This is a genomic window from Pseudomonas sp. NPDC007930 (genome assembly GCF_042958985.1).
Classification (GTDB): Bacteria; Pseudomonadota; Gammaproteobacteria; order Pseudomonadales; family Pseudomonadaceae; genus Aquipseudomonas.
Map to the genome: position 1 here is coordinate 71,608 of NZ_JBIBKC010000010.1, position 26,471 is coordinate 98,078.

Below are 26,471 nucleotides of genomic sequence, written 5' to 3' on the forward strand. Positions count from 1 at the left end.
AACTCACTTGCCGGGCACCAGGGTCAGGCGCTGGTTGCCGTAGGCTTTGTCGAGGTTCTGCGATTGCATCGGGAAGGTCACGTAATTGCCCTTCAGCCAGGCGTCGATGCCGTCGGCGTAGTTGGGGCTGGCGGGGTTGCCGGACTGCCCGGTGCTGTTCAGGCCGATCATCGGCTCTGGCTGGCCGAAGTCAACCACGATGCGCATGGCCGGTACCAGCCAGGCGTCGAAGTCGCTGCCGCCCCAGTGGTACGCCGAAGCGTTGAGGGTGTCCTGGTCGCCGCCGGCCGGGTACGGGCCACGGTTGAGGTAGCCGTCCATCGCCGCCAGGCCGGCGCGCTGGCTGGCGTCGAGCCATGGCGCCAGCTTGGTGCTTTCGCTGGTAAAGCGGTAATGGTGCAGGTTGCCCCACTGCCAGGCGCTGTGGTTGCTGCCCAGTTGCGCCTCGCCCGCGCTGATGGCGGCGGCCAGGGTGCGCGCCAGGATGGTGGGTTTGTCTTCTTTTTGCGGGGTGCGCACGTCGTCCCAGAACGGGCTGTCGTCGCGGCCCAGCAGGTGGTCGGCCTGGGCCGAGTAGCTGGCGTCGGCGTTGGCGACGAAGGCTTTCCAGGCGGGGCTGGTGTCTGGGCCGAGTTCGTCGAGGAAGATCTCCCGGGCGCTCTGCTGCAGGAACAACTCGTACAGCGCGGCGTCTGCCGAGGTCGGCGCGAGGCGGCCGTCGAATGCCAGCAAGCGGTCGAGGGCTTCGCGGGCCCGGGCGCGGTCGGCGTCGGGCAGGGCGTCCATGGCTTTTTTCAGCGGCGCGGCCATGCCCGGGGCCTGGAACATGGCCTTTAGCTTGGCGGCGAAGGTGGTGGTCTGGTCGTACTGCATGGCAATCATGCTGCGGCCGTCCTGCTTGCCGTTGGCCGCCAGTTGCGCCAGGCGCTCGTAGCGGCCCGGCGAATACCACGAGCTGGACAACTGCATGCCATAGCCGGGCTGGATCACCCGTTGGTTGGCGGTGCCGAGCCAGCCTTGCGGTGGGTCCTGGTCGTAGGGGTGCAGCATCGCGTCGGCGTAGCCGTCCCAGTCGTACTGGCCGTTCCAGCCCGGCGACGGCACCAGGCCCTTGCCGTCCTTGCGGTTGGGGTAGCGCCCGGTGACCTGCCAGCCGATGTGGTTGGCGTCGGCGAACACCATGTTCAAGGCAATGGCGCGGATCTCGCGGGTGGCGTCGGAGGCTTTTTCGACGGTTTGCGCGCGCGACAGGTCAAAGAACGCGTCGAGGCTCTTGTCGCCCTTGAAGTCGGGCATCTTCAGCGCCAGGCCATAGCCGCTGCTGAACGCCTGCGGCTGCACGGCGAGCTTGCGCTCGCCCAGCGCGGGGTTCAGCAACGGGCCGTGGGCGGTGCTGTAAAGCACCTCGCGCACGGGTTTTTCACCCTTGATGAAGAAGGTTTCGTTGCGCGCGCTGGCGCGCTGCCACTTGCCATTGGCCAGGTAGAGCAGGGCGCCGTTCTCGCGTTTGACCTGCTCCAGGAACAGGTCTTGGTTGTCGCCCATGACCATGGTCATGCCCCAGGCGAGTTGGCCGTTGAAGCCGGCCACCACCGCCGGGATACCCGCCAGCGACACGCCCGCGGCCTGGTATTTCGGGGCGCGGATCTGCACGAAGTTCCACGCCGAGGGGATGCCGATCGGCAGGTGGGTGTCGTTGGCGAACAGGCTTTTGCCGCTGCGGCTGCGCGCCGGGGTGAATGCCCAGTTGTTCGAGGCGGCGAAGCCCTGCTGGCCGAGCGCGGCCAGTTGCTCGCCGACCTGGCTCAAGCCCGCCAACTGGCCGCCGAGGTTCAGGCCCTTGAGCTTGGCGGCTTCGTCGAAGGGCAGGGCTTCGTCGGGGTACACCGGTAGCAGCCAGGCGAGCTTATCGGCGCCGACCTTCTGCGCCAGGATCAGCGAGTTGATTTCTTCCTGCAGGTTGGCCTGCAGGCTGAAATTCATCAGGCAGAAAATCAGCGCGGAATCCTGCGGCTTCCAGTATTCGGGGGTGTAGCCGGCCTGGGCGAGGTCCATCGGCAGTTTGTCGCGGTAGCGGAACAGCCAGGCGTTGACCCCGCGGGCGTACACCTCGAAGAACTGCTTCATGCGTGGCGAAGCCGCCTCGTACAGCTCGTCGGCGCGGCTTTTCAGGTCGACGCTGCGCATGAACCGGTCAACGTCGAGCACCGCCGGGCCGGCCAATTCGGCCAGCCGGCCCTGGGCCAGCAGGCGCATGCCGACCATCTGGCTGATGCGGTCGCTGGCGTGCACGTAGCCCAGGGTGAACAGCGCGTCGTGAAAGTTGCTGCTTTCGATCAACGGCATGCCCAGCGGGTTGCGCCGGATCGACACGTTATTGGCCAGCCCTGTGACCGGCTGCACCCCACGGCTGGGCGGAAGGCTGTCGGCGTAATGGTCGTCGAGCCAGTTCTGGCAACCGGCCAGGCCAAGCAGCCCGGCGGCGGTGGTGGCCATGGCCAGGCGGGAAAAAAGAGGGCGCAAAACGGGCGAAGCCATGGCTACTCCTGCGGGCAGGCAACGGGAAGGCGCTAAGGTAGTGAGGCGCAGGGTTGGGTGCAAGTGGGTAAGAGTCAACTAACAAGCTGCGAGGGCCAGGCGGTGGGCTAGAGTTATTCGGAACATCACCGCTGGGGCCGGGTCAACATCAGTGCGGGGTCGTGCACCCTATTCGTCCATCGTCTTGAGGGAGCTGCCAATGAAAACAGAGTGGGAAGTCACCTTCGTCGATCAGAAAGGCGTACCCACCCGCCTACCGACCCACATCCGCTCGGAAGAACGCCCCAGCGACGAGCAAGTCGCGCGGATGATCCGATCACACCTGTTCCCGGTGATCGACAAGGTCGACCTCAACGACTTCGAGAACCGCTCGCCGTCGCCCACGGCCAAGTGGCTGGAAGAACAAAACGGCGTGCGCATCACCTCCATCACCCAGGTCGCCTAGCCTCTGGTGCGCCACGGGGTTTTCACCTACTCTCTGCTGCAAGGCGTTGCGGTATCCAGGCAACGCCTTGTGGGTCATGCTCCACGTTCAGTCCATGCTCCAAGCGGTGCAATCGCCGCTTCGCCCTAACCTGCAAGGGAGGTCCTGGCAACAACGGAAGGTCTATCCATCGCCAATGAGGAGGACGTTTCATGAGCAATGCCTACCAGGAAGACATCAGCACCGCGGTGCTGCGCCGCATGAAAGAGGGCGGTTTCGACTTCGCCCGCATCCACCCGATCGAGTTCTACGCAGTGTTCCCCGACGAGCGCCGCGCGCGCGCCGCTGCCGGGAAGTTCCGGGGTGAATCACTCAACGCCCAGGTCTGTGAGCGTGACGACGGCGCCTGGCACCTTGAACTGTCCAAACTGATGTACGCCACCCATACCGGTATCGACGAGTTCGAACGGGATTTCGCCTTGCGGGTACGCCCGCTCGATGGTGAATTCGAAGGCTGGGGTGTGAAACAGCGCGTTCGCAAGCTCAACGCGTAGGGCGTGCCCGGTTCAAGGCCAGCTTCGGCTGGCCTTTTTCATTCCCGGCATTCTTCCAGGCTATGTGCTCCTCCCGCGGGCCGTTCGTAGCGGGCGAAGGCCCCCGAGCCCTCAGCAAAAACCTGCCTTTATTCACCCTCATGCTTCCTGCGTGAAATCAACTGTGGCTATGCTGGTCATACCCAGCACCCCGTTGCGTTGCTTCGCAATGAGGCGTGGCTGGCCGCTTTCGCCGTGGTGCGCGCGCCATTGTGGTGCGCGGGCAGCGATCAGGGCATGCAATACACTGTTTTTACGGGGTTTATGCCGATGGCACGGGCCTTGCGACAGGCCTTGTGTCCAGGTGACAAGGAGTGCGGCATGAGCCGAACCTATTTTGATGAAATGTACGACGCCGACGGCAAGGTCCGCCCGCACTACCGCGAATTCGCCCGGTGGCTCGCCGAGACGCCCGAAGAAACCCTGGCGCAGCGCCGCCGTGAAGCCGACCTGCTGTTCCACCGGGCCGGGATCACCTTCACCCTCTACGGCGACGAGCAAGGCACCGAGCGGTTGATCCCGTTCGACACCATTCCGCGCAGCATCCCGGCCAGTGAATGGCGGGTGGTCGAAAAGGGCTGCATCCAGCGGGTCAAGGCGCTGAACCTGTTCCTCGCCGACCTGTACCACGACCAGCGCATCATCAAGGCCGGGGTGATCCCCGCCGACCAGGTACTGGCCAACGAGCAATACCAACTGGCGATGCAGGGCCTGAACCTGCACCGTGGCATCTACTCGCACATTTCCGGGGTGGACCTGGTGCGCGACGGCGACGGCACCTATTACGTGCTCGAAGACAACCTGCGCACCCCCAGCGGCGTGAGCTACATGCTCGAAGACCGCAAGATGATGATGCGGTTGTTCCCCGAGCTGTTTTCGGCCCAGCGCGTGCTGCCGATTGACCACTACCCCAACCTGCTGCTCGACACCCTCAAGAGCGCCAGCCCGCTGGACAACCCCACCGCCGTGGTGATGACCCCGGGCCGCTTCAACAGTGCTTACTTCGAGCACGCGTTCCTGGCCCGCGAAATGGGCGTGGAGCTGGTCGAGGGCGCTGACCTGTTCGTGCGTGACGACAAAGTGTTCATGCGCACCACCGACGGCCCCAAGCAGGTGGATGTGATCTACCGCCGCCTCGACGACGCCTTCCTCGACCCGCTGGCCTTCAACCCCGATTCGATGCTTGGCGTGCCTGGGCTGTTGTCGGCCTACCGCGCCGGCAACGTGGTGCTGGCCAACGCCATCGGCACCGGCGTGGCCGATGACAAATCGGTTTACCCGTTCGTCACCGACATGATCCGCTTCTACCTCGACGAAGAGCCGATCCTGAAGAACGTGCCCACCTGGCAGTGCCGCAAGCCCGAGGAGCTCTCCCACGTGCTGGCCCACCTGCCGGAACTGGTGGTGAAAGAAACCCAAGGCTCTGGCGGCTACGGCATGCTGGTGGGGCCGGCGGCCAGCAAAGAGGAAATCGAGAATTTCCGCGCCCGCCTCAAGGCCAAGCCCCACGCGTACATCGCCCAGCCCACGCTGTCGCTGTCGACCTGCCCGACTTTCGTTGAAAACGGCATCGCGCCGCGGCACATCGACCTGCGCCCGTTCGTGCTGTCGGGCCGGGAAACCCGCGTGGTGCCCGGTGGGCTGACCCGCGTGGCGCTGCGTGAAGGCTCGCTGGTGGTCAACTCCTCCCAGGGCGGTGGTACCAAGGACACTTGGGTTGTCGAAGATTAAAGGTTGCGTGCCCCGGGTGCCGGGGCTGAAGGAAAACGACCCATGCTAAGTAGAACTGCCTCAGATCTTTACTGGATGTCGCGTTACCTGGAACGTGCCGAGAACATGGCGCGGATGCTCGATGTGAGTTACTCGCTGTCGATGATGCCGCAAGACGGCCGTGACGGGCTGGACGAAATCGCCATGCCGCTGCTGATCACCGGCACGCTGGAGGATTACCTGGCCCGCCACGGGCAGATGCACGCCGAGCGGCTGCTGCACTTCTTTGCCCTCGATGCCGACAACCCGGCCAGCATCTACAGCTGCCTGGGCGCGGCGCGCGCCAGCGCCCACGCGGTGCGCGGGCGGATCACCGCCGACATGTGGGAGAACATCAACGCCAGTTGGCTGGAGATTCGCGGCATCGCCGCCCAGGGCCTGAACCGCTACGGCATGAGCCGCTTCTGCGAGTGGCTCAAGGAGCGCTCGCACCTGTTCCGCGGCGCCACCTACGGCACCATCATGCGCAACGATGCGTTTCGCTTCATCCGCCTGGGCACCTTCATCGAGCGCGCCGACAACACCTTGCGCCTGCTCGACGCCCGCTACGAGATGATGAGCATCAAGGCCCTGGCCAGCGTGGCCGATGATTCCGCCTGGAGCTACTACCAGTGGAGCGCCCTGCTGCGCGCGCTGTCCTCATTCGAGGCCTACACTGAAATCTACCGCGACGCGCCTGCCGCCCGGCCGGTGGCCGAGTTGCTGCTGCTGCGCGCCGACGTGCCGCGCTCGTTGCGCGCCTGCACCGAGGAAATCGACCAGATCCTCTCCTCGCTGCCGGGCCTGAACGGCCGCCCGGCACAACGCATGGTCGCGGAAATGGACGCGCGGCTGCGCTACACCGGCATCGACGAAATCCTCGAGGCCGGGCTGCATGAATGGCTCAATGACTTCATCGCCGCGATCCGCGACCTCGGTGACGCGGTTCACTCTTCCTACCTGGAGGTCGTATGAGACTCTCGATCAGCCACGAAACCGCCTACCACTATGACGATGAAGTGCGCGCGAGCATCCAGTACCTGCGCCTCACCCCCCACGACAGCGAGCGCCAGCACGTGGTCAGTTGGCAGCTCGACCTGCCCAAACCGGTGCGCGCGCAGATCGACCCGTTTGGCAACATCCTCCACGTGCTCACCCTCGAAGGCCCGCACGACCACATCGTGATCAGCGCCCGCGGCCTGGTCGACATCGACGAGCAACGCGAGGCCGAGCATGAAGACGGCTCGCCGCTGCCCTACCGCCGCTTTACCCGCCTGACCGAGGCTGACGACGCCCTGCGCGCGTTCGCCCGCCAGCACGCCGGCGCGGCCGACCGCGAGGGCCTGATCGGCCTGATGGCGGCCTTGGGTGAGCACCTGGTGTACACCCCGGGCGTGACCGAGCTCGACACCACCGCCGCCCAGGCCTTCAGCCTTGGCCAAGGCGTATGCCAGGACCACGCCCACGCCTTCGTCGCCTGCGCGCGCAGCCTGGAGGTGCCGGCGCGTTACGTGGCCGGGTATCTGTTCACCGAGGGCAGTGAGCAGCTTGAAAGCCACGCCTGGGCCGAAGCCTGGATCGACGGCGCCTGGTACAGCTTCGACGTGACCCACCAGTTGGCGCGCCCGGAGCGGCACCTGAAGGTTGCCGTGGGCCTGGATTACCTCGACGCCTGCCCCGTGCGCGGGGTGCGCCGTGGCGGCGGTTTTGCGCAGATGCATGCGAAGGTGGTGGTGTCGCCGACGGTGTTGGATCAGTAACGAGTAGGGTTGCTAGGCTGCGTTCGAAATTGATTGAAACGCAGGTTAGGCAAGGCGAAAACCGGCGAGGAAGCGGAGTTGACGGGTTGTCAATGAGCATTCCGAGCTGGTTTTCAACGCAGCATAAACAAGTTTCAAGCGATTTCGTACACAGCCTAACCCAGCCAGCGCCCCAGATTGGGCAATATCAGCAACAGGGTAGTGGCGACCACGATCAGGCCCGCCTGGCGAAATTTGGGGTGCTTGAACATAAATGCTGGCCTTTGTTGTTTTTATTGCCTGCACGGCCGGGGCCGTAGCGGCGCAATTCGGTAAGGGCATTGGGCCGCAGTGCGCGCGGCCTCCATGGCTTCAGAGTAGCCGCTTTGCCTGTTTGCTCAGCCCGGTTTGTCGGCGATGGGCAGGTTTTCTTGCCGTGGCCGGCACATCCTCCCGGCCTTATCGTTTCAGTCCACCGCCCTAGACTGCCCGCAGCGGCCCCGGCCGACCATTGACCGTTCGTCAGGGCTTGCCAGGCTGGTCGGTTTCGATGCAGGCTTGCGCGCTCACCCACCCTGCCGAGAAGCGAGAGCCCGCCCCATGTCGTTGCGCATTTGCATCCTGGAAACCGATCACATCCGCCCGGAACTGGTCGAGCGCTACCAGGGCTATGGGCGGATGTTCGAGCAGTTGTTCGAACGCCAGCCCGTGCCAGCAAGCTTCGAGATCTTCAACGTGGTCGAGGGCCATTACCCGCCGGCCGGCGAGCGCTACGACGCCTACCTGGTCACCGGCAGCAAGGCTGACTCCTTCGGCAGCGACCCGTGGATCGCCCCGCTCAAGGCCTTCCTGCTGGCCCGCTACAACGAAGGCGCCAAGCTGCTGGGCGTGTGCTTTGGCCACCAGTTGCTGGCGCTGCTGCTCGGTGGCAAGGCCGAGCGCGCGCACCAGGGCTGGGGCGTGGGCACTCACCAGTACAGCGTGGGCGCCAAGGCCAGCTGGATGGCCCCGGCGGCCGATGGGCTGACGCTGCTGATCAGCCACCAGGACCAGGTCACCGCGCTGCCCGAGGGCGCCACCGTGGTCGCCTCCAGCGCGTTTTGCCCGTTCGCCGCGTTCCAGCTCAACGACCAGGTGCTGTGCTTCCAGGGCCACCCTGAGTTCGTTCACGACTACTCCCGCGCACTGCTCGAACTGCGCCAGATGAACCTCGGCGAGCAGGTGTACAAGGCCGCGGTCGACAGCCTGGTGCACGACCACGACGGCGCGACCGTGGCGGAGTGGATGATGCGCTTCGTCGCGCAGGGCAAGTAACGGTTCGGCGGCCCGCCGCTACAACCACCCCGAGCGCTTGAACACCGCGAACAAACTGCTGCAGCCCACCGCGATCGTCCCCAGCACGGCAAAGTAGCCGTAATGCCAGTTCAGCTCTGGCATGTACTGGAAGTTCATCCCATAGATGCCCGCGATCGCCGTGGGCAGCGCCAGGATCGCCGCCCAGGCGGCGAACTTGCGCTGGGTCACGCTTTGCCGCGCCGACTCCAGCAACATGCCGATCTCGATGGTCTGGCTGGCGATGTCGCGGGCGCCGGCGAGGTCTTCCATCTGCCGGTTCACGTGGATCTGCACATCCCTGAAGTACGGGCGCATGTGCTTGTCGATGAAGGGGAAGTCGAGCCGGCGCAGCTCATCGCTGATTTCCAGCATCGGCGCGATGTTGCGGCTCAGCCGCAGCAGTTCGCGGCGCAGGCAGTGCAGGCGCTGGATGTCGGCTTCGTCGAGCTTGCGGGTCAGCACCCGTTGCTCGAGCAGCTCGATTTCGTCGTGGATGTTTTCAGTGACCGGCTGGTAGTTCTCGATCACGAAATCCAGCAGGGCGTACAGCACGAAATCCTCACCATGCTCGAGCAGCAGCGGCCGCGCCTCGCAGCGTTGGCGCACCTGGGCATAAGAGGCTGAATGGCCGTTGCGGCAGGTGATCACATAGCCCTTGCCGGCGAAGATGTGGGTTTCGATGAACTGCAGCGTGCCGGCCTGCTGCACCGGCGAATAGGTGACGATGAATAGCGCATCGCCGAAGGTTTCCAGTTTGGGCCGGCTGTGCCGCTCGAGGGCATCCTCGATGGCCAGCTCGTGCAGGTTGAACTGGCCCTTGAGCACTTCCAGCGTTTGCGCGTCGGGCTCTTCCAGGCCGATCCAAACGAAGTGCCCCGGCTGGCTGGCCCACTGATGGCCTTCGTTGAGTGTTATGTCCCGCACTTTGCGCCCGCCGGCATACACCGCGGCCGCGACGACTCTACCCATGATGATGCCTGGTGGTTGCCTGTGTGGCAGTTATGACCGAACCGGCGCCGGAGAATTCTGTGGCGCCTCACGGCTCAGGTCGTCGATGCAATGCTGCATCTGCTCCCGGCAGCGGGCCATCAGCTCGGGTACGTCCTTGGCGGTCAGCCCGCGGGTGGGGATCGGCGGCAGCGAGCGCACCCGCAGTTCGCCGCTGCGCCAGCGGTTGAAGTTCAGCCGCCCGGCGTAGCGGCTGACACACAGCGGCACGATCGGCACGCCGGCTTCGATGGCCATCTGGAAGGCGCCCTTCTTGAAGGCTAGCAGGGTGCTGCCGGGGTTGCGCGTGCCTTCGGGGAAGATCCAGATCGAGGTGTTCTGTTCGGCCAGCACCCGCGAAGTGGTTTGCAGCGAGCGGCGCGCCTGGTAGGCGTTTTGCCGGTTGATCAGCACGTTGCCGCCCAGCCAGAACAGCTGGCCGAACAACGGCACCCACTTCAGGCTTTTTTTGCCGATGCAGGCCATGCGCGGCGGCACCACGGTGCCGAGCAGGAACAGGTCCCAGTTCGACTGGTGGTTGGCGATGATCACACAGCCGGGCGGGTGGTCGAGCAACGGGCCGACCTCGGCGCGCAGCTTCAGGCCCAGGATGCGCAACGCCGGGTGGCTGTACATGCGCCCGAACAAGCGGTTGTTGTCGGGGTTGAAGGGCCGCGCCAGGCCCACGAACAGGCCGATGAAGCCCGTGAGGAGGAAGTTCAGGCCCACCAAGGCCATGCGCAGCAGATAGAGCATCGCGCGAGCTACCGTTGTGTCGAAGGCAGCGAGTGTAAAGGCCGCGCGTGCCCTATCGCAAATGAACGGCCCGGATCAGGCGCTGAGCAGGTGCTCGCGGTCCAGCGCGATGGCCCGCTCCAGCGCCTCGAGCAGCGGCGCGCGCACCTTGCGCTTGGTCGCGGCGTGGGCGCGCATGTTCAGCTTGGCCAATTGCTGGGCCACCGCCTGGGCATCGGCGAGCAGGCTGTCGGGGCTGCTCAGTTGGTCGAGAAAACCCACCTGCAACGCCTGCGCCGGGCTGAACATTTCAGCGTTGTTCACCGCCCGCTGCAGGCCGCTGGGGCTCAGGCGGTCACGGGCCAGGGCGATGCCAGCGTGGTGCATGGTCATGCCGATCAGGACTTCGTTCAGGCCGATCTGGAACGGGCCGTCCGCGCCCAGGCGGTAATCGGCGGCCAGCAGCAGGAAGGCGCCCTTGGCGATGGCGTGGCCGCTGCAGGCGATCACGATCGGGTAGGGGTGGGCGAGCATGCGCCGGGTCAGCGCCGAGCCGGCGGCTACCAGGTTGGTGGCCTGCTGTGGGCCACTGGTCATCACCTTGAGGTCGTAGCCGCCAGAAAACAGCCCCGGCTGGCCGGTGAGCACGACCACTGCCTTGTCTTGCTCGGCGCGGTCCAGGCATTCGCCGATCGCCTCGATCAAGGCCGGGGAGAGGGCGTTCACCTTGCCGTTGCACAGGGCCAGGGTGGCCACGCCATCGTTGAGTTGGTAGGTGATCAGTTCGCTCATCGCGGGCATCCTTTGTGGTGGTGCAGCGGACCTTACCCGCGCCCCCACGCGGGGTAAAGCACCAAGGCTGACCGCCCAGTCACGGCGCGTGGCCCAGCCGCCAGGTTAACCGCATGAAAACTTTGCAAAAAACCTTTGCCAACTGGAGCGCTTTCGACTAAATTAGCGCGCCTCGACAGGGTGCATGCCTTGTTGGAGATTGGTGAGGTGTCCGAGTGGTTGAAGGAGCACGCCTGGAAAGTGTGTATACAGGAAACTGTATCAAGGGTTCGAATCCCTTCCTCACCGCCACATTCGATTCAACGCAAAACCCCCGGTGTTCGCTAAGAGCCCGGGGGTTTTGTGTTTTTGGGGATTCATTTGGGGCCCCTCGACGCCTTCCACTCTCCCTCCGCCTCGTCTATTATGTTTTACAAAATCACGCTACATACCCCGTCTCAATTCCCGGGTAAGCCATCCACGGCCTTGTGTGATTGAAATATTTTACAATTAAACGGCGGGCGGTGAATCGTGAGTGTAACCAACGCAACAACAGCAAAAGCCCACGGCAAGCCGGTGGTGCTCATGACCATGGGCAGCCAGGAGCGCAAAGGCCACCCTTACCAGGTGATGACCCACAAATACATCATCCCGTTGGTAGAGCTGGCCGGCTGCGTGCCGTTGCTGGTGCCCACCTGCTGCGGCGATGAAGACCTCGCCCAGTACCTGGCGCTCGCCGACGGGGTGTACCTCACCGGCGCCGGCTCGAACATCGACCCGGCCCACTACGGGCAGAGCAACCTCACCCCGGACAAAGGCCAGGACCGCGACCGCGACCACTTCGACCTGCCGCTGATCCGCGCGGCGATCGACCGGCGCTTGCCGCTGTTTGGCATTTGCCGCGGCATGCAGGAGATCAACGTAGCGCTGGGGGGCACCATCCACCAGAAGCTCTACGCCCAGCCAGGCCTGCTCGACCACCGGGAAAACCCCGAGGCACCGGTGGAGGTGCAATACGGGCCGGCGCACCCGGTCACGGTGCAGGCCGGTTCCTGGCTGGCCGAACGCCTGGGCCGGCAAACCTTCGACGTGAACTCGCTGCACGGCCAGGGCATTGACCAGTTGGCCGCTGGCCTGCGGGTGCTCGGCAGTGCCCCGGATGGGGTAATCGAGGCATTCGATGCGCCGGAGCTTTCACCCTTCCTGCTCGCGGTGCAATGGCACCCAGAATGGCTGGCAGCGCAGAACCCGGTGTCCATCGCCCTGTTCGAAGCCTTCGGCGACGCCTGCCGCACCCAGCGCGCCCAGCGCTGATCGCCCCGGGCGGCCCCAGTGCGTGGGGCCGCCACGCTTGTAAAATTTAATCATCATATTTCATAATTTGTTTGACATATTTTACGCTCGTGGCAGGCTGCCCCAGGCGAGCGGGTTGCCGCGCGGCCCACAATAACAACATGCCCCCGGTGCGCCGCTGGCGCCCCGGCCCGAATCATGGAACGCACCCATGCTGATCTGGTTTGTCTCGATCTACCTGTTGATGACTGTGCTGGTGGGCTTCTACGCCTCTACCCGTGTCAAAAAGGCCGCTGACTTCGCTTCGGGCGGGCGCAGCATGTCGTTCCCGCTGGTGGTGGCGATGGTGTTCGCCACCTGGTTCGGCTCCGAAGCGGTGCTGGGCATCCCGGCCACCTTCCTGCAGGAGGGCTTCGCCGGCATCATCGAAGACCCGTTCGGTTCGTTTGGCTGCCTGATGCTGGTGGGCCTGGTGTTCGCCCGGCCGCTGTACCGGCTGAACCTGCTGACCATCGGCGATTTTTTCCGCAAGCGCTTCGGCCCCCAGGTCGAAACCTTCACCAGCCTGGTGATTATCGCCTCCTACCTGGGCTGGGTCGCGGCCCAGCTCACAGCGCTAGGGGTGATCTTCAACGTGCTGTCCGACGGCGGCCTCACGCTCACCCAAGGCATGCTGCTGGGGGCGTTCATCGTGTTGCTGCACACCTTGTTCGGCGGCATGTGGTCGGTGGCGATGACCGACTTCCTGCAGATGATCATCATCGTCGCCGGGCTGTGTTACCTGGTGTGGCTCATCGGCGGCATGGCCGGTGGGCCGGGGGTGGTGATCGCCCAGGCGGCGGCCGAGGGCAAGTTCCACTTCTTGCAGGGCACCAGCGCCAAAGACATCGTGGCGTTTCTGGGTGCGGCGGTAACCATGATGTTCGGTTCGATCCCGCAGCAGGATGTGTATGCCCGGGTGATGTCGGCGAAAAACGAAACCATCGCCGCCCGCGCTTCGATGACCGGGGCGTGCTTTTACCTGTGCTTCTGCATGCTGCCGATCTTTTTGATCTTCGCCGCGAAGATGATCGACCCGGCCATGGTGCAGCAACTGCTTGGCGAGGATTCACAGTTGATCCTGCCGCGCCTGGTGCTGGAGCGCACGCCGCTGTTTGCCCAGGTGATGTTCTTTGGGGCTATCCTCTCGGCGATCATGTCGACCGCGTCAGGCACCTTGCTGGCGCCGTCGGTGACCTTCATCGAGAACATCCTCAAGCGCTTGTGGCCGAGCATGAGCGACCGCCAGGCATTGCTGGCGATGCGTTTGAGCGTGCTGGGCATGACCGCCGCGACCATCACCTTCGCGTTGCACTCCCATTCGAGCATCTACGAGATGGTCGGCAACGCCTACAAGGTGACCCTGGTCGCCGCGGTGGTGCCGCTGTTCTTCGGGCTGTTCTGGAAGCGCGCCACCACCCAGGGCGCGCTGCTGGCCATGCTGGCCGGCGTGGCCAGTTGGGGCTGGCTGGAGCATACCTACAGCAGTGAGGCGTTCTGGCCGCCGCAATTGGGCGGCTTGCTCTGCAGCGCGCTGGCGATGGTGCTGGGCTCGTGCATGCCGCAGCTGAGCCGCCACCGCGGTGAAAGCCTGGAGCAGGCGTTCAGCAACTGACCTTTTGGCACAGTTCGGCGGCGCCGCGCTCACGCTGCGGTGTGCCGTTGCCGGGATGGACGTGCACGGCGGGTGCATCGGCCATGCCTGGCTCCGCGGCTGGCGTGGCGACGAAGGTTGCGCCACAGCCGCTGAGCAGTAGCAGGGAAATGAAATAGTACGGGCGCATACACAGGCCTCCTCGGCAGAGGGGGCTACGGTATCGCCGCCCGTGCGGCGGCGCGACCGTGCAATTGCTTCAGAATGTTCTTAATGCAGCGCCAGCCGCCGGTTGCTCGGCCCGAGCGTGCCGCTGATCTGGGTGAAGGTCTTGCGGTCGGCGGTGGCCTGCAGCTTGCGGCCGTCCTTGAGGGTGGCGATGAAGGTGATTTCTTCTTCCTTGCCGCCCAGCCAGAAGCCGGCAATAAAGCCGATCGGCCCGGCCAGCAGCGCGCCGGCCATGCCCCAACCCAGGGAGGTGCCGAAGTGGCGGTTGGTTTCCTGGTTGGCGACGGTCATGCGCTGGATGCGGTCCAGCGGGATGGTTTCACCCATCGAAGGGTTGTTGACGGAGCGAAGGGTAAAGGCAGCGTTTTTGAATTCCCCGGTACCTTGCAGAAAATCGCCCGCCTGGACGTTGAGCTTGGCCATGTGAGTTGTCTTTTATTGGCAGTGGGACACTCTCTTGGCATAGCTGATCGGCAGGTGCCGTCAAACCGGGGGCGACGGAATGCTGCTTTATACACGTACCGTTACAAAGAAGCGCCCGGAGCTACCCGGGCGCGCTGTTTTCAGGCGTCAGGCGCGGCATAACCCTGGGTGCGGCCCACGGCGTTTTTCCAGCCACGGTAGAGTTTTTCTCGCTCATCTTCGGCCAGCTCCGGTTGGAACTCACGCTCGATCACGGCCTTCTCGCGCAGCTCGTCGAGGCTGCTCCAGAAGCCAGTGGCCAGGCCCGCCAGGTAGGCCGCGCCGAGCGCGGTGGTTTCGCGCATTTGCGGGCGCTCCACACGGGTGCCGAGGATGTCGGCCTGGAACTGCATGAGGAAGTTGTTGGCCACCGCGCCGCCGTCGACGCGCAGGGCGCTCAGGCGCTCGCCAGCGTCCTGCTGCATGGCTTCAAGCACGTCGCGGGTCTGGTAGGCGATCGATTCCAGCGCGGCGCGGATCAAGTGGTCGACCTTCACCCCGCGGGTGAGGCCGAACAGCGCGCCACGGGCGTATGGGTCCCAATAGGGCGCGCCAAGGCCGGTGAAGGCCGGTACCAGGTACACGCCGTTGCTGTCTTTGACCTTGGTGGCGAAGTATTCGGTGTCGTGGGCGTCGTTGACCACTTTCATTTCATCGCGCAGCCACTGCACGGTTGAGCCGCCATTGAACACCGCGCCCTCCAGGGCGTAGGCGACTTCACCGCGAGGCCCGCAGGCGAGGGTGGTGATCAGGCCGTGGCGCGAGGCCACCGCGTGTTTGCCGGTGTTCATCAGCATGAAGCAACCGGTGCCGTAGGTGTTCTTCGCTTGCCCTGGTTCCACGCACATCTGGCCGAACAGCGCGGCTTGCTGGTCGCCGGCGATCCCGGCCACGGCGATGCCGCTCTTGGTGTGGCCGTACACCTCCGAAGACGACCGCACCTCGGGCAGCATCTGCTCGGGAATGCCCAGCACCTCGAGCATGCGCGCGTCCCACTGCAGCGTATGGATGTTGAACATCATCGTCCGCGAGGCGTTGGTGTAGTCGGTGACGTGCACCTTGCCGCCGGTGAATTTCCAGATCAGCCAGCTATCCACCGTGCCGAACAGCAGCTCACCGCGGCGGGCGCGTTCGCGGCTGCCTTCGACGTGGTCGAGAATCCACTTGGCCTTGGTGCCCGAGAAGTACGGGTCGATCACCAGGCCGGTGGTCTGGCGAATGTAATCCTCGAGCCCGTCGCGCTTGAGCTGCTGGCAGATTTCGGTGCTGCGCCGGCATTGCCACACCACCGCATTGTGGATCGGGCGGCCGGTTTCTTTGTCCCAGATCACCACGGTTTCGCGCTGGTTGGTGATGCCGATGGCGGCCACTTGGGCGTGGCTCAGCCCGGCTTGGGCCAGGGCTTCGACCATGGTCGCGCTCTGGGTGGCGAAAATTTCCATCGGGTCGTGTTCGACCCAGCCCGGTTGCGGGTAATGCTGGGCGAACTCGCGCTGCGACACGCCGACCACATTGGCGTCGCGGTCGAAGATGATGGCGCGGGAGCTGGTGGTGCCTTGATCAAGGGCGATGAGGTAATGCTTGTCGGTCATGGCGTATGGCCTTTTGTTGTCATTCGGGAGTGCGCGACGCGGGCGCCTCAGGCGCGGGCGTCGGCTTCTTCTTCGTTATGTGAGGTGCTGGCCGCTGCCGTGTGCCCTGGCAGGTGCCGGGCGATCAGCAGTTTGTAACCGGCGGCACCCAGGCAGGCGCCAACCAGCGGCGCGAAGACCGGTACCAGGAAGTATGGAAGGTTTCGCCCGCCGGTGAAGGCCATTTCGCCCCAGCCGGCGATGAACGCCATCAGCTTGGGCCCGAAGTCCCGCGCCGGGTTCATCGCAAAGCCGGTGAGCGGGCCCATCGAGGCGCCGATCACGGCGATCAGCAAGCCGATCAGCAGTGGCGCCAACGGGCCGCGGGGCAAGCCATTGCCGTCGTCGGTCAGGGCCATGATCACCCCCATCAGGATGGCGGTGATCACCAGCTCCACGGCAAACGCCTGGGCGGTGCTCAGCGACGGGTGCGGGTAGGTGGAGAACACCCCGGCCAGCTCCAGGCTCGCCTGGGTGCCGCGGACCATGTGGTGGGCTTGTTCGAAATCGAAGAACAGGTTGGCGTACAGCACGTACACCAGCGCCGCGCCAGCGAAGGCGCCGGCCACCTGGGCGACGATGTAGAACGGTAATTTATGCCGCTCGAAACCGCCGAACAGGCACAGCGCGAGGCTCACCGCGGGGTTCAGATGGGCGCCGGAAACGCCGGCGGTAAGGTAGATGGCCATGCTGACCCCCACCCCCCAGATGATACTGATTTCCCAAAGGCCCAGGCTGGCACCGCCGACCTTGAGCGCGGCGACACAACCGGTACCGAAAAAGATCAGCAGCGCCGTGCCGAGGAATTCGGCCAGGCATTGCCCGGTCAGGGTAGGGCGTTGTTGCGTGTCAGTCATCGGTATCTCACTTCTTGTTGTTGTTGGCCTGGGCCCGCCCGAGCGGGCCGACGAAGCCGTTCGAGGCCTTGCCGGAGCAAGGTGGTATCTTCGTAAACGAAAAAATATAGACATAAAGTGAGGCTGTCAAAGGTCGAAAATGAACAAAATACGTACATTCGCGAACAACGGGCCCGCGCCGTTACAATGGCCGGGCCTTTGACCGCCCCTGGAGCTCACCGTGACGCCCGCCCTGGACCTGCTGAAAAAAGCCCGCGCCGCCCACACCGTGCACAGCTACGCGCACGACCCGAACGCGCCGAGCTACGGGCTGGAAGCCGCGCAAAAGCTTGGGCTGGACCCGGCCCGGGTGTACAAAACCCTGCTCGCCGCCAGTGAGCGCAACGAGCTGCTGGTGGCCGTGGTGCCGGTGGCCGGCACGCTTGACCTCAAAGCCCTGGCCCAGGCCGCCGGGGTGAAAAAATGCGAAATGGCCGCCCCGGCGCTGGCCCAGCGCAGCACCGGTTACCTGGTCGGTGGCATCAGCCCACTGGGGCAGAAAAAACGCTTGCGCACCTTCATCGACAGCAGCGCGCAGGCGTTCGACACCATTCACGTCAGTGCCGGGCGCCGGGGCCTTGAGGTAGAGCTGGCGGCCGCGGTTCTGGCCGAGCACACCCAGGGGCAGTTCGCCGAGATTGGCCGCGCCTGAGCTACCACTTTGGCCGGCACCGCACTAGGCTTGGGGCATCACCCTAGCGAGGCGGCCCCATGCAACTGGACTTCTTTCAGGTCGATGCGTTTACCGAGGCGCCGTTTTCCGGCAACCCGGCCATGGTCTATTGCCTCAGCCACTGGCTGGCCGACGCGCTGATGCAGCGCATCGCCAATGAACACAACCTCGCCGAAACCGCGTTCGTGGTGCCAGAAGGGCAGGGCTGGCGGATCCGCTGGTTTACCCCGCTGACCGAGGTGCCGCTGTGCGGGCATGCCACGTTGGCTGCTGCCCATGTACTGAGGGTGATTCACCAGGTCGACGCCGCGGTGATGCTGTTCCACAGCCACAGCGGTGAGTTGCGCGTGAGCGAGGAGCAGGGCCGCCTGTGGCTCGACCTGCCGGCCGAGCACCTGATCGAAGAAGGGGTGTCGCTGGGGGTGCAGCGCGCGGTGGGCGGCGATGTGGTCGATGTGCTCGGCGGCAAGCACCTGCTGGTGGTGCTGCCGTCGGAGCAACATGTGCGAGATTGCCAGCCGGATTTCGCGGCCATCGCCCAGTTGCCCTGGCCGGGGGTGATCATTACCGCGCGCGGCGAACAGCATGATTTCGTCTCGCGCTTTTTTGCCCCTCAGTTGGGCATCGCAGAAGACTCGGTCACCGGCGCGGCACACTGCGCGTTGGTGCCGTATTGGTCGCAGCGGTTGAACAAAACCCGCCTGCGCGCGCGGCAGTGTTCCGTGCGCGGGGGGGAGCTGTGGTGCCGGTTCGAGGGGGACCGGGTGGTGCTGGGCGGGGATGCGACCCTGGTGGCGAAGGGGCAGTTGTTGACCCAGGGCTGATCAGCGCCCTACAACAGCACCGCTGGCGCATCGACCCGCGCCAGCGCCAGCGTCGCCCCTACCGGCACATCCACCTGGCTTGGCAGCAGCGCCTGCAACTCCAGGCCGGCCGGGGTCGTGACCTGGTAGCGCGTATGCGCCCCGAGAAAACTGCGCTGGCGCACGGTGCACGGCAGGCCGCCGCTGGCTGCCCGCAGGTGCTCGGGGCGCAGCAGCAGGCGCAGCGGCGCAGCGCCCTGGGCAAGGTTGGCCGGCAGCGCCACGCTGCCCAGCTCGGTGTGCAACTGGCCTTCGGCCAAGTGCCCCGGCAGCCAGTAACCCTGGCCGACAAAGCTCGCCACGTACGCCGTGGCCGGTTGATGGTAAAGCGCGCGCGGGGTGGCCCACTGCTCCAACAGCCCCTGGCGCATCACCCCCACGCGGTCACTCACGGCAAAGGCTTCGTCCTGGTCGTGGGTGACCAAGAGGGCGCTGGTGCCCTTGGCCTTGAGCACGTCGCGCACTTCCAGGCTGAGGCGCCGGCGCAGTTCGGCGTCAAGGTTGGAGAAGGGTTCGTCGAGCAGCAGCAGGCGTGGCTCGGGCGCCAGCGCGCGGGCCAGTGCCACGCGCTGTTGTTGCCCGCCGGAGAGCTCGTCAGGGCGGCGTTCGCCGAGCCCGCTGAGGTTCACCCGCTCCAGCCATTCGCCCACCACTCGCGCCGGCGCCGGGTGCTTGCCGAGGCCGAAGGCGATGTTCTGCGCCACGCTCAGGTGCGGGAACAGGGCGTAATCCTGGAACACCATGCCGATTTTGCGTTTCTCGGCCGGCAGGCTGAAACCCGGCCCGGCCAGGCGCTCGCCGGCCAGGTGAATCTCCCCGGCGGTGGGTGTTTCAAAGCCGGCGATGGCCCGCAACGTGGTGGTTTTGCCGCACCCCGAGGCGCCCAGCAGGCAGCCGATTTCGCCGGCTTGCAGGCCCAGCGACAAACCGCTGACCACCGGCTGGCCGGCGTAACCGCAGGCCAGCCCGGCCAGGCTGAGCAGGGCGGAGGTCATGCCGGGCGCAGGCCCGGGGCGACCAGTTTTTCCAGCAGCGCCTTTTGCGCGTGCAAGCGGTTTTCCGCTTGGTCCCAGGCCACCGAACGTGGGTCGTCGAGCAGGTCTTCGCTGATCTCTTCACCCCGGTGGGCCGGCAGGCAGTGCAGGAACAGCACGTCGTCGGCGGCCAGGTCGAGCAGCGCCTTGTTCACCTGGTAGGGCGCGAAGCGCGCCAGGCGTTGGGCGGTTTCTTCTTCCTGGCCCATGGAGGTCCATACGTCAGTGCTGACCAGGTGCGCGCCGGCCACGGCCTCGCGCGGGTCACGCAGCACGGTGACGCGTGGGCCGGCCATTTCGACGAAGCGAGGGTCTGGCTCGTAGCCGGCGGGGCAGGCCACGCGCAGCTGGAAATCGTACTGGATGGCCGCTTCGATATAGGTATTGCACATGTTGTTGCCGTCGCCGATCCAGGCCACGGTTTTACCCTTGATCGCGCCGCGGTGCTCGAAGAAGGTTTGCATGTCGGCCAGCAGTTGGCACGGGTGCAGGTCGTCAGACAGCCCGTTGATCACCGGCACCCGCGAGTTGGCGGCGAATTCGGTGAGGTTGCTGTGGGCAAAGGTGCGGATCATCACCACGTCGAGCATGCGCGACATCACCTTGGCGCAGTCGCCGATCGGTTCACCACGGCCCAGTTGCGTGTCTCGCGGCGACAGGAAGATCGCCTGGCCGCCGAGCTGGATCATGCCGGCTTCGAAAGACAGCCGCGTGCGGGTCGAGGATTTTTCGAAAATCATGCCCAGAACCCGGCCCTTGAGGGGTTCGAACAACACGCTCTGGTCACGCAGGTGCTTGAGCTCCACCCCTCGGCGGATCACGGCGGCCAGTTCGTCCGGCGTGAAATCCATCAGGGAGAGAAAGTGCCTAGCGCTCATCATTAACTACCTTTTTTGCAACGAACCGCGGAAATCTTCGCGAACGGCAAGACCCGCGACGAAGGCCGCTTCAGGCGGCAAAGTACAGGGGGAAAGGCGCAATCCTATAAAGAATTGTCGCCTGAGTTCAAGCATGGGGTTTGTTTCCAGGGTTTTCAGGCAGCTCAACGTCGCTTGCCAGCCTGTGGCCGCCGCTGCTTTGGCGCCGAGGGCCTGGCACTGGCCATTCGTCGTACGCCGCGTGAACTCTCGCTCAGGCGCCCGTGTCAGTTGCATAACGCGCTATGGTCAAAGCCAGGGCGCCACTTGATCGACGGGAGCGGCATTCCACAAATCCGGGACGTGGGTGATAATGTTTCCCCAGCGATACAGGGAGTCACGCAATGGATGCAAGAGAAAAACAACTGATGGACCTGCTCGGGCTTACGTCCCGCACGCTGACCCATCTCACCGCCGCTATGACGACCATGTCGTTCGAACTGCTGCGCAGTGACGACGAAGTGACGCGCAATGCCGGCAAACGCATGATCGACCGCATGGCCACCATCAGCACGGAGCTCGATGGCCATTGGCAATTGATTGGCGAACTGACTGGCGAGCACGTGGGCCAGGAAGAAGTCGAAACCATCACGGAAATCCAACTGTTGGGGCCGCCTCCGGTGGTGCCGTTCAACTCCTGACGCGCCTGTTTCAATGCCCAAGCATCGCACTCGGCTTTACGCTACAATGGCGCACCGTGTCGACGTTTACCGTTCTAGCCGAGGTCCCCATGGATATCATCGAAACCATCAAAGATCAGATCGCCAACAACACCGTCCTGCTGTACATGAAGGGCTCGCCGAACGCACCGCAGTGCGGTTTCTCGGCTCGCGCCTCGCAGGCGGTAATGGGCTGCGGTGAAAAGTTCGCCTATGTGGATATCCTGCAAAACCCGGAAATCCGCGCCAACCTGCCCAAGTACGCCAACTGGCCGACCTTCCCGCAACTGTGGGTGGGTGGCGAACTGGTCGGCGGCAGCGACATCATGCTGGAGATGTTCGAAAAGGGCGAACTGCAAACCCTGATCAAGGCCGCCGCTGAAAAAGCCAAGGCCGAAACCAACGCCTGATCGGCGCTGGCCACAAAAAAGCCCCGCCCCTCGATGAGGGAGCGGGGCTTTTTCGTGCCGGCCGGGCGCTGCTGAAACTCAGTGGCCTTCTTCGCCCATGGCCGATTGCAGGTAGTTCTCGATACCCACTTTGTCGATCAGGCCGAGTTGGGTTTCAAGCCAGTCGATGTGCTCTTCCTCGGACTCGAGAATGTCTTCGAGCATCTCGCGGCTGCCGAAGTCGCCTACCTGTTCGCAATGGGCGATGGCCGCCTTGAGGTCTTGCAGGCCTTTTTGCTCCAGCTTCAGGTCGCACTCGAGCATCTCGCGGGTGTGCTCGCCGATCAGCAGCTTGCCCAGTTCCTGGACGTTAGGGATGCCTTCGAGGAACAGGATGCGCTTGATCAGCTTGTCAGCGTGCTTCATCTCATCGATCGACTCCTTGTACTCGTGCTTGCCGAGTTTGTTCAGGCCCCAGTCTTCATACATGCGCGCATGCAGGAAGTATTGGTTGATCGCGATCAGCTCGTTGCCGAGGATGATGTTCAAGTGCCGAATGACGCTGACGTCGCCTTTCATGGAAGTACCCGGTCCGTGTGCAAGTTTCAGATGCCGGCAAGTGTGCGCGCCAGCCCCGGCACTGTCAAACCTAAGTGTTTGAATAATAAGTGAATTTTAATGGGAATAAGAATGTTTGTGTCTCGCGTCTTGGGCCTAACTTGTTGAATCGCGGGCATAAAAAAACCGGGCGATGCCCGGTTTCTTCGAAAAAATGCGTGATTACGCGGCGGTAAATTCTACCGGGTAGGGCAGCGCCGCGTTGCGAGCAGTTTGCAGCTCGGTGAGCGTATCGCGAACCACTTCCTTTGCCAGGCACGCGCACTTGCCGCATTGGGTACCCACACCGGTGGCCTCACGGACTTCACGGTAGCTGCAGCAGCCATCGTAGATGGCATCGCGGATCTTACCGTCGGTGACTCCAAGGCAGAGGCATACATACATGGCGCGTGTACCGTCGCTGTAAACTGCTGATGCCCGGATCTTAATGTTAATGAGAATGCTTGTCAAAATAGGATGCGGGTGAGAAACGTGGGGAGCGACGAACGGTTGCCGCGGCGCAGGGTGGCGGCGGCCCTACCTATCAGATCTGCCAGGTTCGCACTGCGCTCGGCCTGGTTATGCTAGCGGTTGAACGCACACCTGGGGGGTGGCTATGCCGCGCGCATCGCTATTGGCCTGCGACAGCGCCACAACGGCCCTGGCGCGCCAGGCCGGCGGGCGAACGCTGATCACCCATTCGCCTTTCGGTACCCGGCGCCCGCTCGCTGAGGTGCCGCATAGCGGCTTTACAGGGGTATTGCTCGAGCCAGACAAACAAGGCTATTTGCTTGGGAATGGCTATCGCTATTACTCGCCCACGTTGCGCAGGTTCCATCAGCCAGACCGCTTCAGCCCGTTCGCCGCGGGTGGATGCAACGCCTACGCCTACTGCAGCGCGGACCCGGTCAACCGCGTGGACCGCAATGGCGCGTGGGCATGGGCACTGGTAGAAGCATTCGCCGGCCTTTCCCTCGCTGCCGGCACGATGCTGGACACCGCATCCGGGATTCTCAGGCACTCCATGCCAGGCGCTGCCGCGAAGGTAAGCCCGTGGGGCAGGCTCACCACCTCGATGTTCTTTTGGAGCGGTACGCTAAGCTTCACGGCCGCGATCGCGATGGCGCCCCTGCAACTCTCCGAGGACCTGCCCAGCGTGTTGCTGTACACCGCGGTGGCGATGGGGGCAATCGGCGGCGGTATCGCGGGGGTGCGGGGCGCCCATGGGATTCGCAAGGTTCATCGGCAGTGGGCGTTCAGCAAAAGGGAGTTGCTGGGGGCCACGTTTTTAGAGGCTACGGGGGTGAACCTGTTACGCCGCGCACCCTTTCCAAAAATTGCTGCCACTGAGCGGTACCCACTTTTCGTACGGGGCGGCCCATACCGGCAGCCCATTCGAACGCCGCCGGCGCAGTTACGAGAGACGACTGTCTAACCCCTCAGCGATTCCGATCGTCCCACCCACCCATCGCCTTCCAGCGGTTCACAATCCCGCAGAACAGCTCAGCGGTTTTTTCGGTGTCGTAGCGCGCCGAGTGCGCCTCGCGCCCGTCGAAGTCGATATCGGCGCTCTGGCAGGCCTTGGCCAGCACCGTTTGCCCGTAGGCCAGCCCCGCCAGGGTGGCGGTGTCGAAGCTGGAAAACGGGTGGAACGGGTTGCGCTTGAGGTCGTTGCGCGCCACCGCGGCGTTCAGGAAGCCCAGGTCGAAGCTGGCGTTGTGCCCCACCAGGATCGCGCGCTTGCAGCCGTTGGCTTTGATCGCCTTGCGCACGCCACGGAAGATGTCGCCCAAGGCGCTTTCTTCACTGACGGCCATGCGCAGCGGGTGGTCGAGCTTGATCCCGGTGAACTCCAGCGCGGCGGCTTCGATGTTCGCGCCCTCGAACGGCTCGACCCGGAAGAACCAGGTGTGCTCGGGGAACAGAAAACCCTTTTCGTCCATGCCGATGGCGGTGGCGGCGATCTCCAGCAGCGCGTCGGTGGCGGCGTTGAAGCCGCCGGTCTCGACGTCTACCACCACCGGCAGGTAGCCGCGAAAGCGCGCCGCCATGGGGTGGCGCGGGCCGCTTGGGGCGGGTGGGTCAAGGTCGTCGTCGTAGAAGTCTTCGCTCACGCGGTTTCCTCCAGCAGGCGCCAGCGCAGCTGTTCGCCCGCGCGCAGCGGCACCACGCCGTGTTCGCCCAGGGGCAGGGTGGCCGGCACTTGCCAGGTTTCGCGCAGCAGGGTGATGCGTTCGCTGTTCGGCGCCATGCCATAGAAGGCCGGGCCGTGCAGGCTAGCGAAGCCTTCGAGTTTGTCCAGCGCGCCGCGTTGCTCGAACGCCTCGGCGTACAGCTCGATCGCGGCGAAAGCGGTGTAGCAGCCCGCGCAACCGCAGGCCGCTTCCTTGGCATGCTGGGCATGGGGCGCCGAATCAGTGCCGAGGAAGAACTTCGCGCTGCCACCGGTGGCGGCATCGAGCAGCGCCTCCTGGTGGGTGTTGCGCTTGAGGATCGGCAGGCAATAGAAGTGCGGGCGAATGCCACCGACCAGCATGTGGTTGCGGTTGTACAGCAGGTGGTGGGCGGTGATGGTCGCGCCCACATTGGCCGGGGCCTGGTTGACGAACTGCACGGCGTCGGCGGTGGTGATGTGCTCGAACACCACTTTCAGCGTGGGAAAGCGCTCGACCACCCGGCGCAGGTGTTCATCGATGAAGGCTTTTTCGCGGTCGAACACGTCGATCTCGGCGCGGGTGACCTCGCCGTGCACCAGCAGCGGCATGCCGACTTCGGCCATGGCCTCAAGCACTGGGAAGATCAGGTCGATACTGGTCACGCCTGAATCGGAGTTGGTGGTCGCGCCGGCCGGGTACAGCTTGGCCGCGTGCACGAAGCCACTGGCCTTGGCGGCGTGGATGTCGGCCGGCTGGGTGCGGTCGGTGAGGTACAGCACCATCAGCGGTTCGAAGCGGCTACCCGCCGGGCGCGCGGCAAGGATGCGCTCGCGATAGGCGGCGGCCTGCTCGGCGTTGCGCACCGGCGGCACCAGGTTGGGCATGATGATCGCGCGGGCGAACTGGCGGGCGGCATCGCCAACGGTATGAGGCAGCGCCGCGCCGTCGCGCAGGTGGATGTGCCAATCGTCGGGGCGCAGGAGAATAAGGCGGTCGGTCATGAAAGGTACCCAGGGGCGAACTGACCACGAATGCTACCGGAAAAGCCCCGCGCAGGCATCCGCTATCAAGTTTTCCCGGCAGCGTCCGATACCTTGCAGGTAAGTCATCAATACCGTGGAGCCCACCGTGCGCCAGCCTCGTTTCGCCCTTCTCAGTGTGTTCGCCGCGAGCCTGTTCGCGGCGCCCGCCATGGCGTTCACATTCCAGACCCGCCTGGAGAACGTCCAGTGGAAGGTCGACGGTGACCAGTTCGAGTGCCGCCTGAGCCAGCCGATCGCCGATTTCGGCAGCGGTGAGTTCGTGCGCCGTGCTGGCGAAAAAGCGATTTTTCGCCTCAACGCCAACAGCGCCGCGCTTGGCACCGGCAGCGCGACCTTGCTCGCCGCCGCCGCGCCGTGGCAACCCGGGCGTAGCGATGTGAACCTCGGCGCGGTGCGCCTGAGCAGTGGCGAGGTAGCGCTGGCCAGCAGCCAAAGCCAGGCCGCGGGCCTGATCAACGGCCTGATGGAAGGGCGCAGCACGGTGGTGCGGGCGGTGGCCAACGACACCGGCCGGCCGGTCGAAGTGCGGGTGCTGCCGGTGAAGTTCAGCCAGGCCTGGGCCGACTACCAGGCCTGCACTGCCAAGCTGCTGCCAATGAACTTCGACCAGGTGCGCATGACCCAGATCGGCTTCCCCAGCGGCATCGACCTGGACGCCGCCGGGCGCCGGCAGCTCGATACGATACTGGCCTTCATGAAGGCCGACCCGAGCGTTAACCACATCGAGCTCGACGGCCATTCGGACAACAGCGGCAACCGCCTGACCAACCGCGAGCTGTCGCGGCGCCGGGCGATGGCGGTGTCGGACTACCTGACCCAGCACGGTGTCAGCGAGAGCCAGATCGAAGTGCGTTTCCATGGAGAGCAGTACCCGGTGGTACCGAACAATTCGCCGGCCAACCGCGCGCGCAACCGCCGGGTGAACATCCAGCTCGACCGCGTGGCCGCCGCGCCGGCACCAGCACCGGCACCGGCGGCCGCGCCAGCCCCGGCCAGCGCGCCAGCCCCGGCGGCCGCGCCCGCAGCCGCCTCGGCAGCCCCGGCAGCGGCCGCGGCCAAACCCGCGGGCTGAACAGCGAAGCGTCGCCTGGCCAACATTCGTTGTCGCGCCCCTGTAAATTCCACG

At 64.7% G+C, this 26,471-nt stretch carries 28 protein-coding genes and 1 tRNA gene; 15 read left to right on the forward strand and 14 right to left on the reverse strand.

All coding sequences use genetic code 11. The annotated features are described in order from the left end of the window. Window positions 1–3: 3 nt before the first annotated feature. Window positions 4–2,538 carry a penicillin acylase family protein gene (locus ACFZCE_RS19475; protein ID WP_390942001.1) on the reverse strand — a complete coding sequence of 845 codons (2,535 nt, stop codon included), beginning with the start codon at window positions 2,536–2,538 and terminating at the stop codon, window positions 4–6. 199 nt (window positions 2,539–2,737) lie between these two features. Here ACFZCE_RS19475 and ACFZCE_RS19480 point away from each other — a divergent pair, with 199 nt between their 5' ends. From ACFZCE_RS19480 to ACFZCE_RS19505, 6 genes are all read left to right on the forward strand, one after another. Continuing rightward, a complete protein-coding gene (locus tag ACFZCE_RS19480; RefSeq protein WP_390942002.1) occupies window positions 2,738–2,983 on the forward strand; it encodes a hypothetical protein in 246 nt (81 codons plus the stop codon). A gap of 191 nt (window positions 2,984–3,174) precedes the next feature. Then, entirely contained in the window at window positions 3,175–3,516 is a 342-nt protein-coding gene (locus ACFZCE_RS19485; RefSeq protein ID WP_390942004.1) for a ribonuclease E inhibitor RraB, read from the forward strand. A 360-nt stretch (window positions 3,517–3,876) separates the two neighbouring features. Continuing rightward, window positions 3,877–5,286, forward strand: coding sequence for a circularly permuted type 2 ATP-grasp protein (locus tag ACFZCE_RS19490; protein WP_390942005.1), 1,410 nt, complete (start codon window positions 3,877–3,879; stop codon window positions 5,284–5,286). A 42-nt stretch (window positions 5,287–5,328) separates the two neighbouring features. Further along, entirely contained in the window at window positions 5,329–6,279 is a 951-nt protein-coding gene (locus tag ACFZCE_RS19495) for an alpha-E domain-containing protein (protein ID WP_390942007.1), read from the forward strand. After that, window positions 6,276–7,064 (forward strand): transglutaminase N-terminal domain-containing protein, encoded by a 789-nt coding sequence (locus ACFZCE_RS19500; RefSeq protein WP_390942008.1) that lies wholly within the window; start codon window positions 6,276–6,278, stop codon window positions 7,062–7,064. Before ACFZCE_RS19495 ends, ACFZCE_RS19500 begins: the two co-directional genes overlap by 4 nt. A gap of 579 nt (window positions 7,065–7,643) precedes the next feature. Next, on the forward strand, window positions 7,644–8,357 hold the full coding sequence (locus ACFZCE_RS19505; protein ID WP_390942009.1) for an amidotransferase: 714 nt from the start codon (window positions 7,644–7,646) through the stop codon (window positions 8,355–8,357). A gap of 18 nt (window positions 8,358–8,375) precedes the next feature. Here ACFZCE_RS19505 and ACFZCE_RS19510 read toward each other — a convergent pair whose 3' ends face one another. From ACFZCE_RS19510 to ACFZCE_RS19520, 3 genes are all read right to left on the reverse strand, one after another. Continuing rightward, entirely contained in the window at window positions 8,376–9,347 is a 972-nt protein-coding gene (locus tag ACFZCE_RS19510) for a CorA family divalent cation transporter (RefSeq protein ID WP_390942011.1), read from the reverse strand. Window positions 9,348–9,377: 30 nt separating this feature from the next. Further along, window positions 9,378–10,121 carry a 1-acylglycerol-3-phosphate O-acyltransferase gene (locus ACFZCE_RS19515; RefSeq protein ID WP_390942013.1) on the reverse strand — a complete coding sequence of 248 codons (744 nt, stop codon included), beginning with the start codon at window positions 10,119–10,121 and terminating at the stop codon, window positions 9,378–9,380. 75 nt (window positions 10,122–10,196) lie between these two features. Next, window positions 10,197–10,892, reverse strand: coding sequence for a crotonase/enoyl-CoA hydratase family protein (locus ACFZCE_RS19520; protein ID WP_390942015.1), 696 nt, complete (start codon window positions 10,890–10,892; stop codon window positions 10,197–10,199). A gap of 201 nt (window positions 10,893–11,093) precedes the next feature. On the opposite strand from ACFZCE_RS19520, the gene ACFZCE_RS19525 reads away from it, so the two are divergent. The 3 genes from ACFZCE_RS19525 (at window position 11,094) to ACFZCE_RS19535 (ending at window position 13,818) form a co-directional block, all read left to right on the forward strand. Further along, window positions 11,094–11,183: transfer RNA gene (locus tag ACFZCE_RS19525), tRNA-Ser, on the forward strand. A gap of 273 nt (window positions 11,184–11,456) precedes the next feature. Further along, window positions 11,457–12,185: a gamma-glutamyl-gamma-aminobutyrate hydrolase family protein gene (locus ACFZCE_RS19530; protein WP_390942170.1), complete on the forward strand. Its 729-nt coding sequence runs from the start codon at window positions 11,457–11,459 to the stop codon at window positions 12,183–12,185. Between the two features lie 190 nt (window positions 12,186–12,375). After that, window positions 12,376–13,818, forward strand: a complete 1,443-nt coding sequence (locus ACFZCE_RS19535; protein ID WP_390942017.1) for a sodium:solute symporter family protein — start codon at window positions 12,376–12,378, stop codon at window positions 13,816–13,818. On the opposite strand, the gene ACFZCE_RS19540 is transcribed toward ACFZCE_RS19535, so the two are convergent. The 4 genes from ACFZCE_RS19540 to ACFZCE_RS19555 form a co-directional block, all read right to left on the reverse strand. Continuing rightward, window positions 13,808–13,987 (reverse strand): hypothetical protein, encoded by a 180-nt coding sequence (locus tag ACFZCE_RS19540; RefSeq protein ID WP_390942019.1) that lies wholly within the window; start codon window positions 13,985–13,987, stop codon window positions 13,808–13,810. The two genes, ACFZCE_RS19535 and ACFZCE_RS19540, sit on opposite strands and share 11 nt — an antisense overlap. Window positions 13,988–14,067: 80 nt before the next feature. Next, window positions 14,068–14,448, reverse strand: coding sequence for a hypothetical protein (locus ACFZCE_RS19545; protein WP_390942021.1), 381 nt, complete (start codon window positions 14,446–14,448; stop codon window positions 14,068–14,070). Between the two features lie 140 nt (window positions 14,449–14,588). After that, a complete protein-coding gene (glpK, locus tag ACFZCE_RS19550; protein ID WP_390942023.1) occupies window positions 14,589–16,079 on the reverse strand; it encodes a glycerol kinase GlpK in 1,491 nt (496 codons plus the stop codon). A gap of 47 nt (window positions 16,080–16,126) precedes the next feature. Then, entirely contained in the window at window positions 16,127–16,975 is an 849-nt protein-coding gene (locus tag ACFZCE_RS19555) for an MIP family channel protein (RefSeq protein ID WP_390942025.1), read from the reverse strand. Window positions 16,976–17,195: 220 nt separating this feature from the next. On the opposite strand from ACFZCE_RS19555, the gene ybaK reads away from it, so the two are divergent. Next, the gene (gene ybaK / locus ACFZCE_RS19560) at window positions 17,196–17,666 is read left to right on the forward strand and encodes a Cys-tRNA(Pro) deacylase (RefSeq protein ID WP_390942027.1); all 471 of its coding nucleotides are present in this window, start codon (window positions 17,196–17,198) and stop codon (window positions 17,664–17,666) included. 59 nt (window positions 17,667–17,725) lie between these two features. Next, window positions 17,726–18,511, forward strand: coding sequence for a PhzF family phenazine biosynthesis isomerase (locus ACFZCE_RS19565; RefSeq protein WP_390942029.1), 786 nt, complete (start codon window positions 17,726–17,728; stop codon window positions 18,509–18,511). 8 nt (window positions 18,512–18,519) lie between these two features. On the opposite strand, the gene ACFZCE_RS19570 is transcribed toward ACFZCE_RS19565, so the two are convergent. Both ACFZCE_RS19570 and argF read right to left on the reverse strand, forming a co-directional pair. After that, window positions 18,520–19,545, reverse strand: coding sequence for an ATP-binding cassette domain-containing protein (locus tag ACFZCE_RS19570; protein WP_390942031.1), 1,026 nt, complete (start codon window positions 19,543–19,545; stop codon window positions 18,520–18,522). After that, a complete protein-coding gene (gene argF, locus ACFZCE_RS19575) occupies window positions 19,542–20,462 on the reverse strand; it encodes an ornithine carbamoyltransferase (RefSeq protein WP_390942033.1) in 921 nt (306 codons plus the stop codon). Before argF ends, ACFZCE_RS19570 begins: the two co-directional genes overlap by 4 nt. 383 nt (window positions 20,463–20,845) lie before the next feature. Between argF and ACFZCE_RS19580 the strand changes: the two genes are divergently transcribed. Then, on the forward strand, window positions 20,846–21,142 hold the full coding sequence (locus ACFZCE_RS19580) for a hypothetical protein (protein WP_390942035.1): 297 nt from the start codon (window positions 20,846–20,848) through the stop codon (window positions 21,140–21,142). A gap of 89 nt (window positions 21,143–21,231) precedes the next feature. After that, window positions 21,232–21,570, forward strand: coding sequence for a Grx4 family monothiol glutaredoxin (gene grxD, locus ACFZCE_RS19585; RefSeq protein WP_390942037.1), 339 nt, complete (start codon window positions 21,232–21,234; stop codon window positions 21,568–21,570). Between the two features lie 78 nt (window positions 21,571–21,648). Here the strand turns inward: grxD and bfr are convergent, their stop codons facing one another. Both bfr and ACFZCE_RS19595 read right to left on the reverse strand, forming a co-directional pair. Next, the gene (bfr, locus tag ACFZCE_RS19590) at window positions 21,649–22,128 is read right to left on the reverse strand and encodes a bacterioferritin (RefSeq protein ID WP_390942039.1); all 480 of its coding nucleotides are present in this window, start codon (window positions 22,126–22,128) and stop codon (window positions 21,649–21,651) included. A gap of 201 nt (window positions 22,129–22,329) precedes the next feature. Beyond that, complete coding sequence (locus ACFZCE_RS19595; protein WP_390942041.1) at window positions 22,330–22,551, reverse strand: (2Fe-2S)-binding protein; 222 nt, start codon at window positions 22,549–22,551, stop codon at window positions 22,330–22,332. 211 nt (window positions 22,552–22,762) lie between these two features. On the opposite strand from ACFZCE_RS19595, the gene ACFZCE_RS19600 reads away from it, so the two are divergent. Further along, window positions 22,763–23,581 carry an RHS repeat-associated core domain-containing protein gene (locus ACFZCE_RS19600; RefSeq protein WP_390942043.1) on the forward strand — a complete coding sequence of 273 codons (819 nt, stop codon included), beginning with the start codon at window positions 22,763–22,765 and terminating at the stop codon, window positions 23,579–23,581. 4 nt (window positions 23,582–23,585) lie between these two features. On the opposite strand, the gene rnt is transcribed toward ACFZCE_RS19600, so the two are convergent. Together rnt and pyrC are read right to left on the reverse strand one after the other, a co-directional pair. Beyond that, window positions 23,586–24,260 carry a ribonuclease T gene (gene rnt, locus ACFZCE_RS19605; protein WP_390942044.1) on the reverse strand — a complete coding sequence of 225 codons (675 nt, stop codon included), beginning with the start codon at window positions 24,258–24,260 and terminating at the stop codon, window positions 23,586–23,588. Then, a complete protein-coding gene (gene pyrC / locus ACFZCE_RS19610) occupies window positions 24,257–25,303 on the reverse strand; it encodes a dihydroorotase (RefSeq protein WP_390942046.1) in 1,047 nt (348 codons plus the stop codon). Before pyrC ends, rnt begins: the two co-directional genes overlap by 4 nt. A 127-nt stretch (window positions 25,304–25,430) precedes the next feature. On the opposite strand from pyrC, the gene ACFZCE_RS19615 reads away from it, so the two are divergent. Further along, window positions 25,431–26,417 carry an OmpA family protein gene (locus tag ACFZCE_RS19615; RefSeq protein WP_390942048.1) on the forward strand — a complete coding sequence of 329 codons (987 nt, stop codon included), beginning with the start codon at window positions 25,431–25,433 and terminating at the stop codon, window positions 26,415–26,417. The last annotated feature ends 54 nt before the right edge of the window (window positions 26,418–26,471 follow it).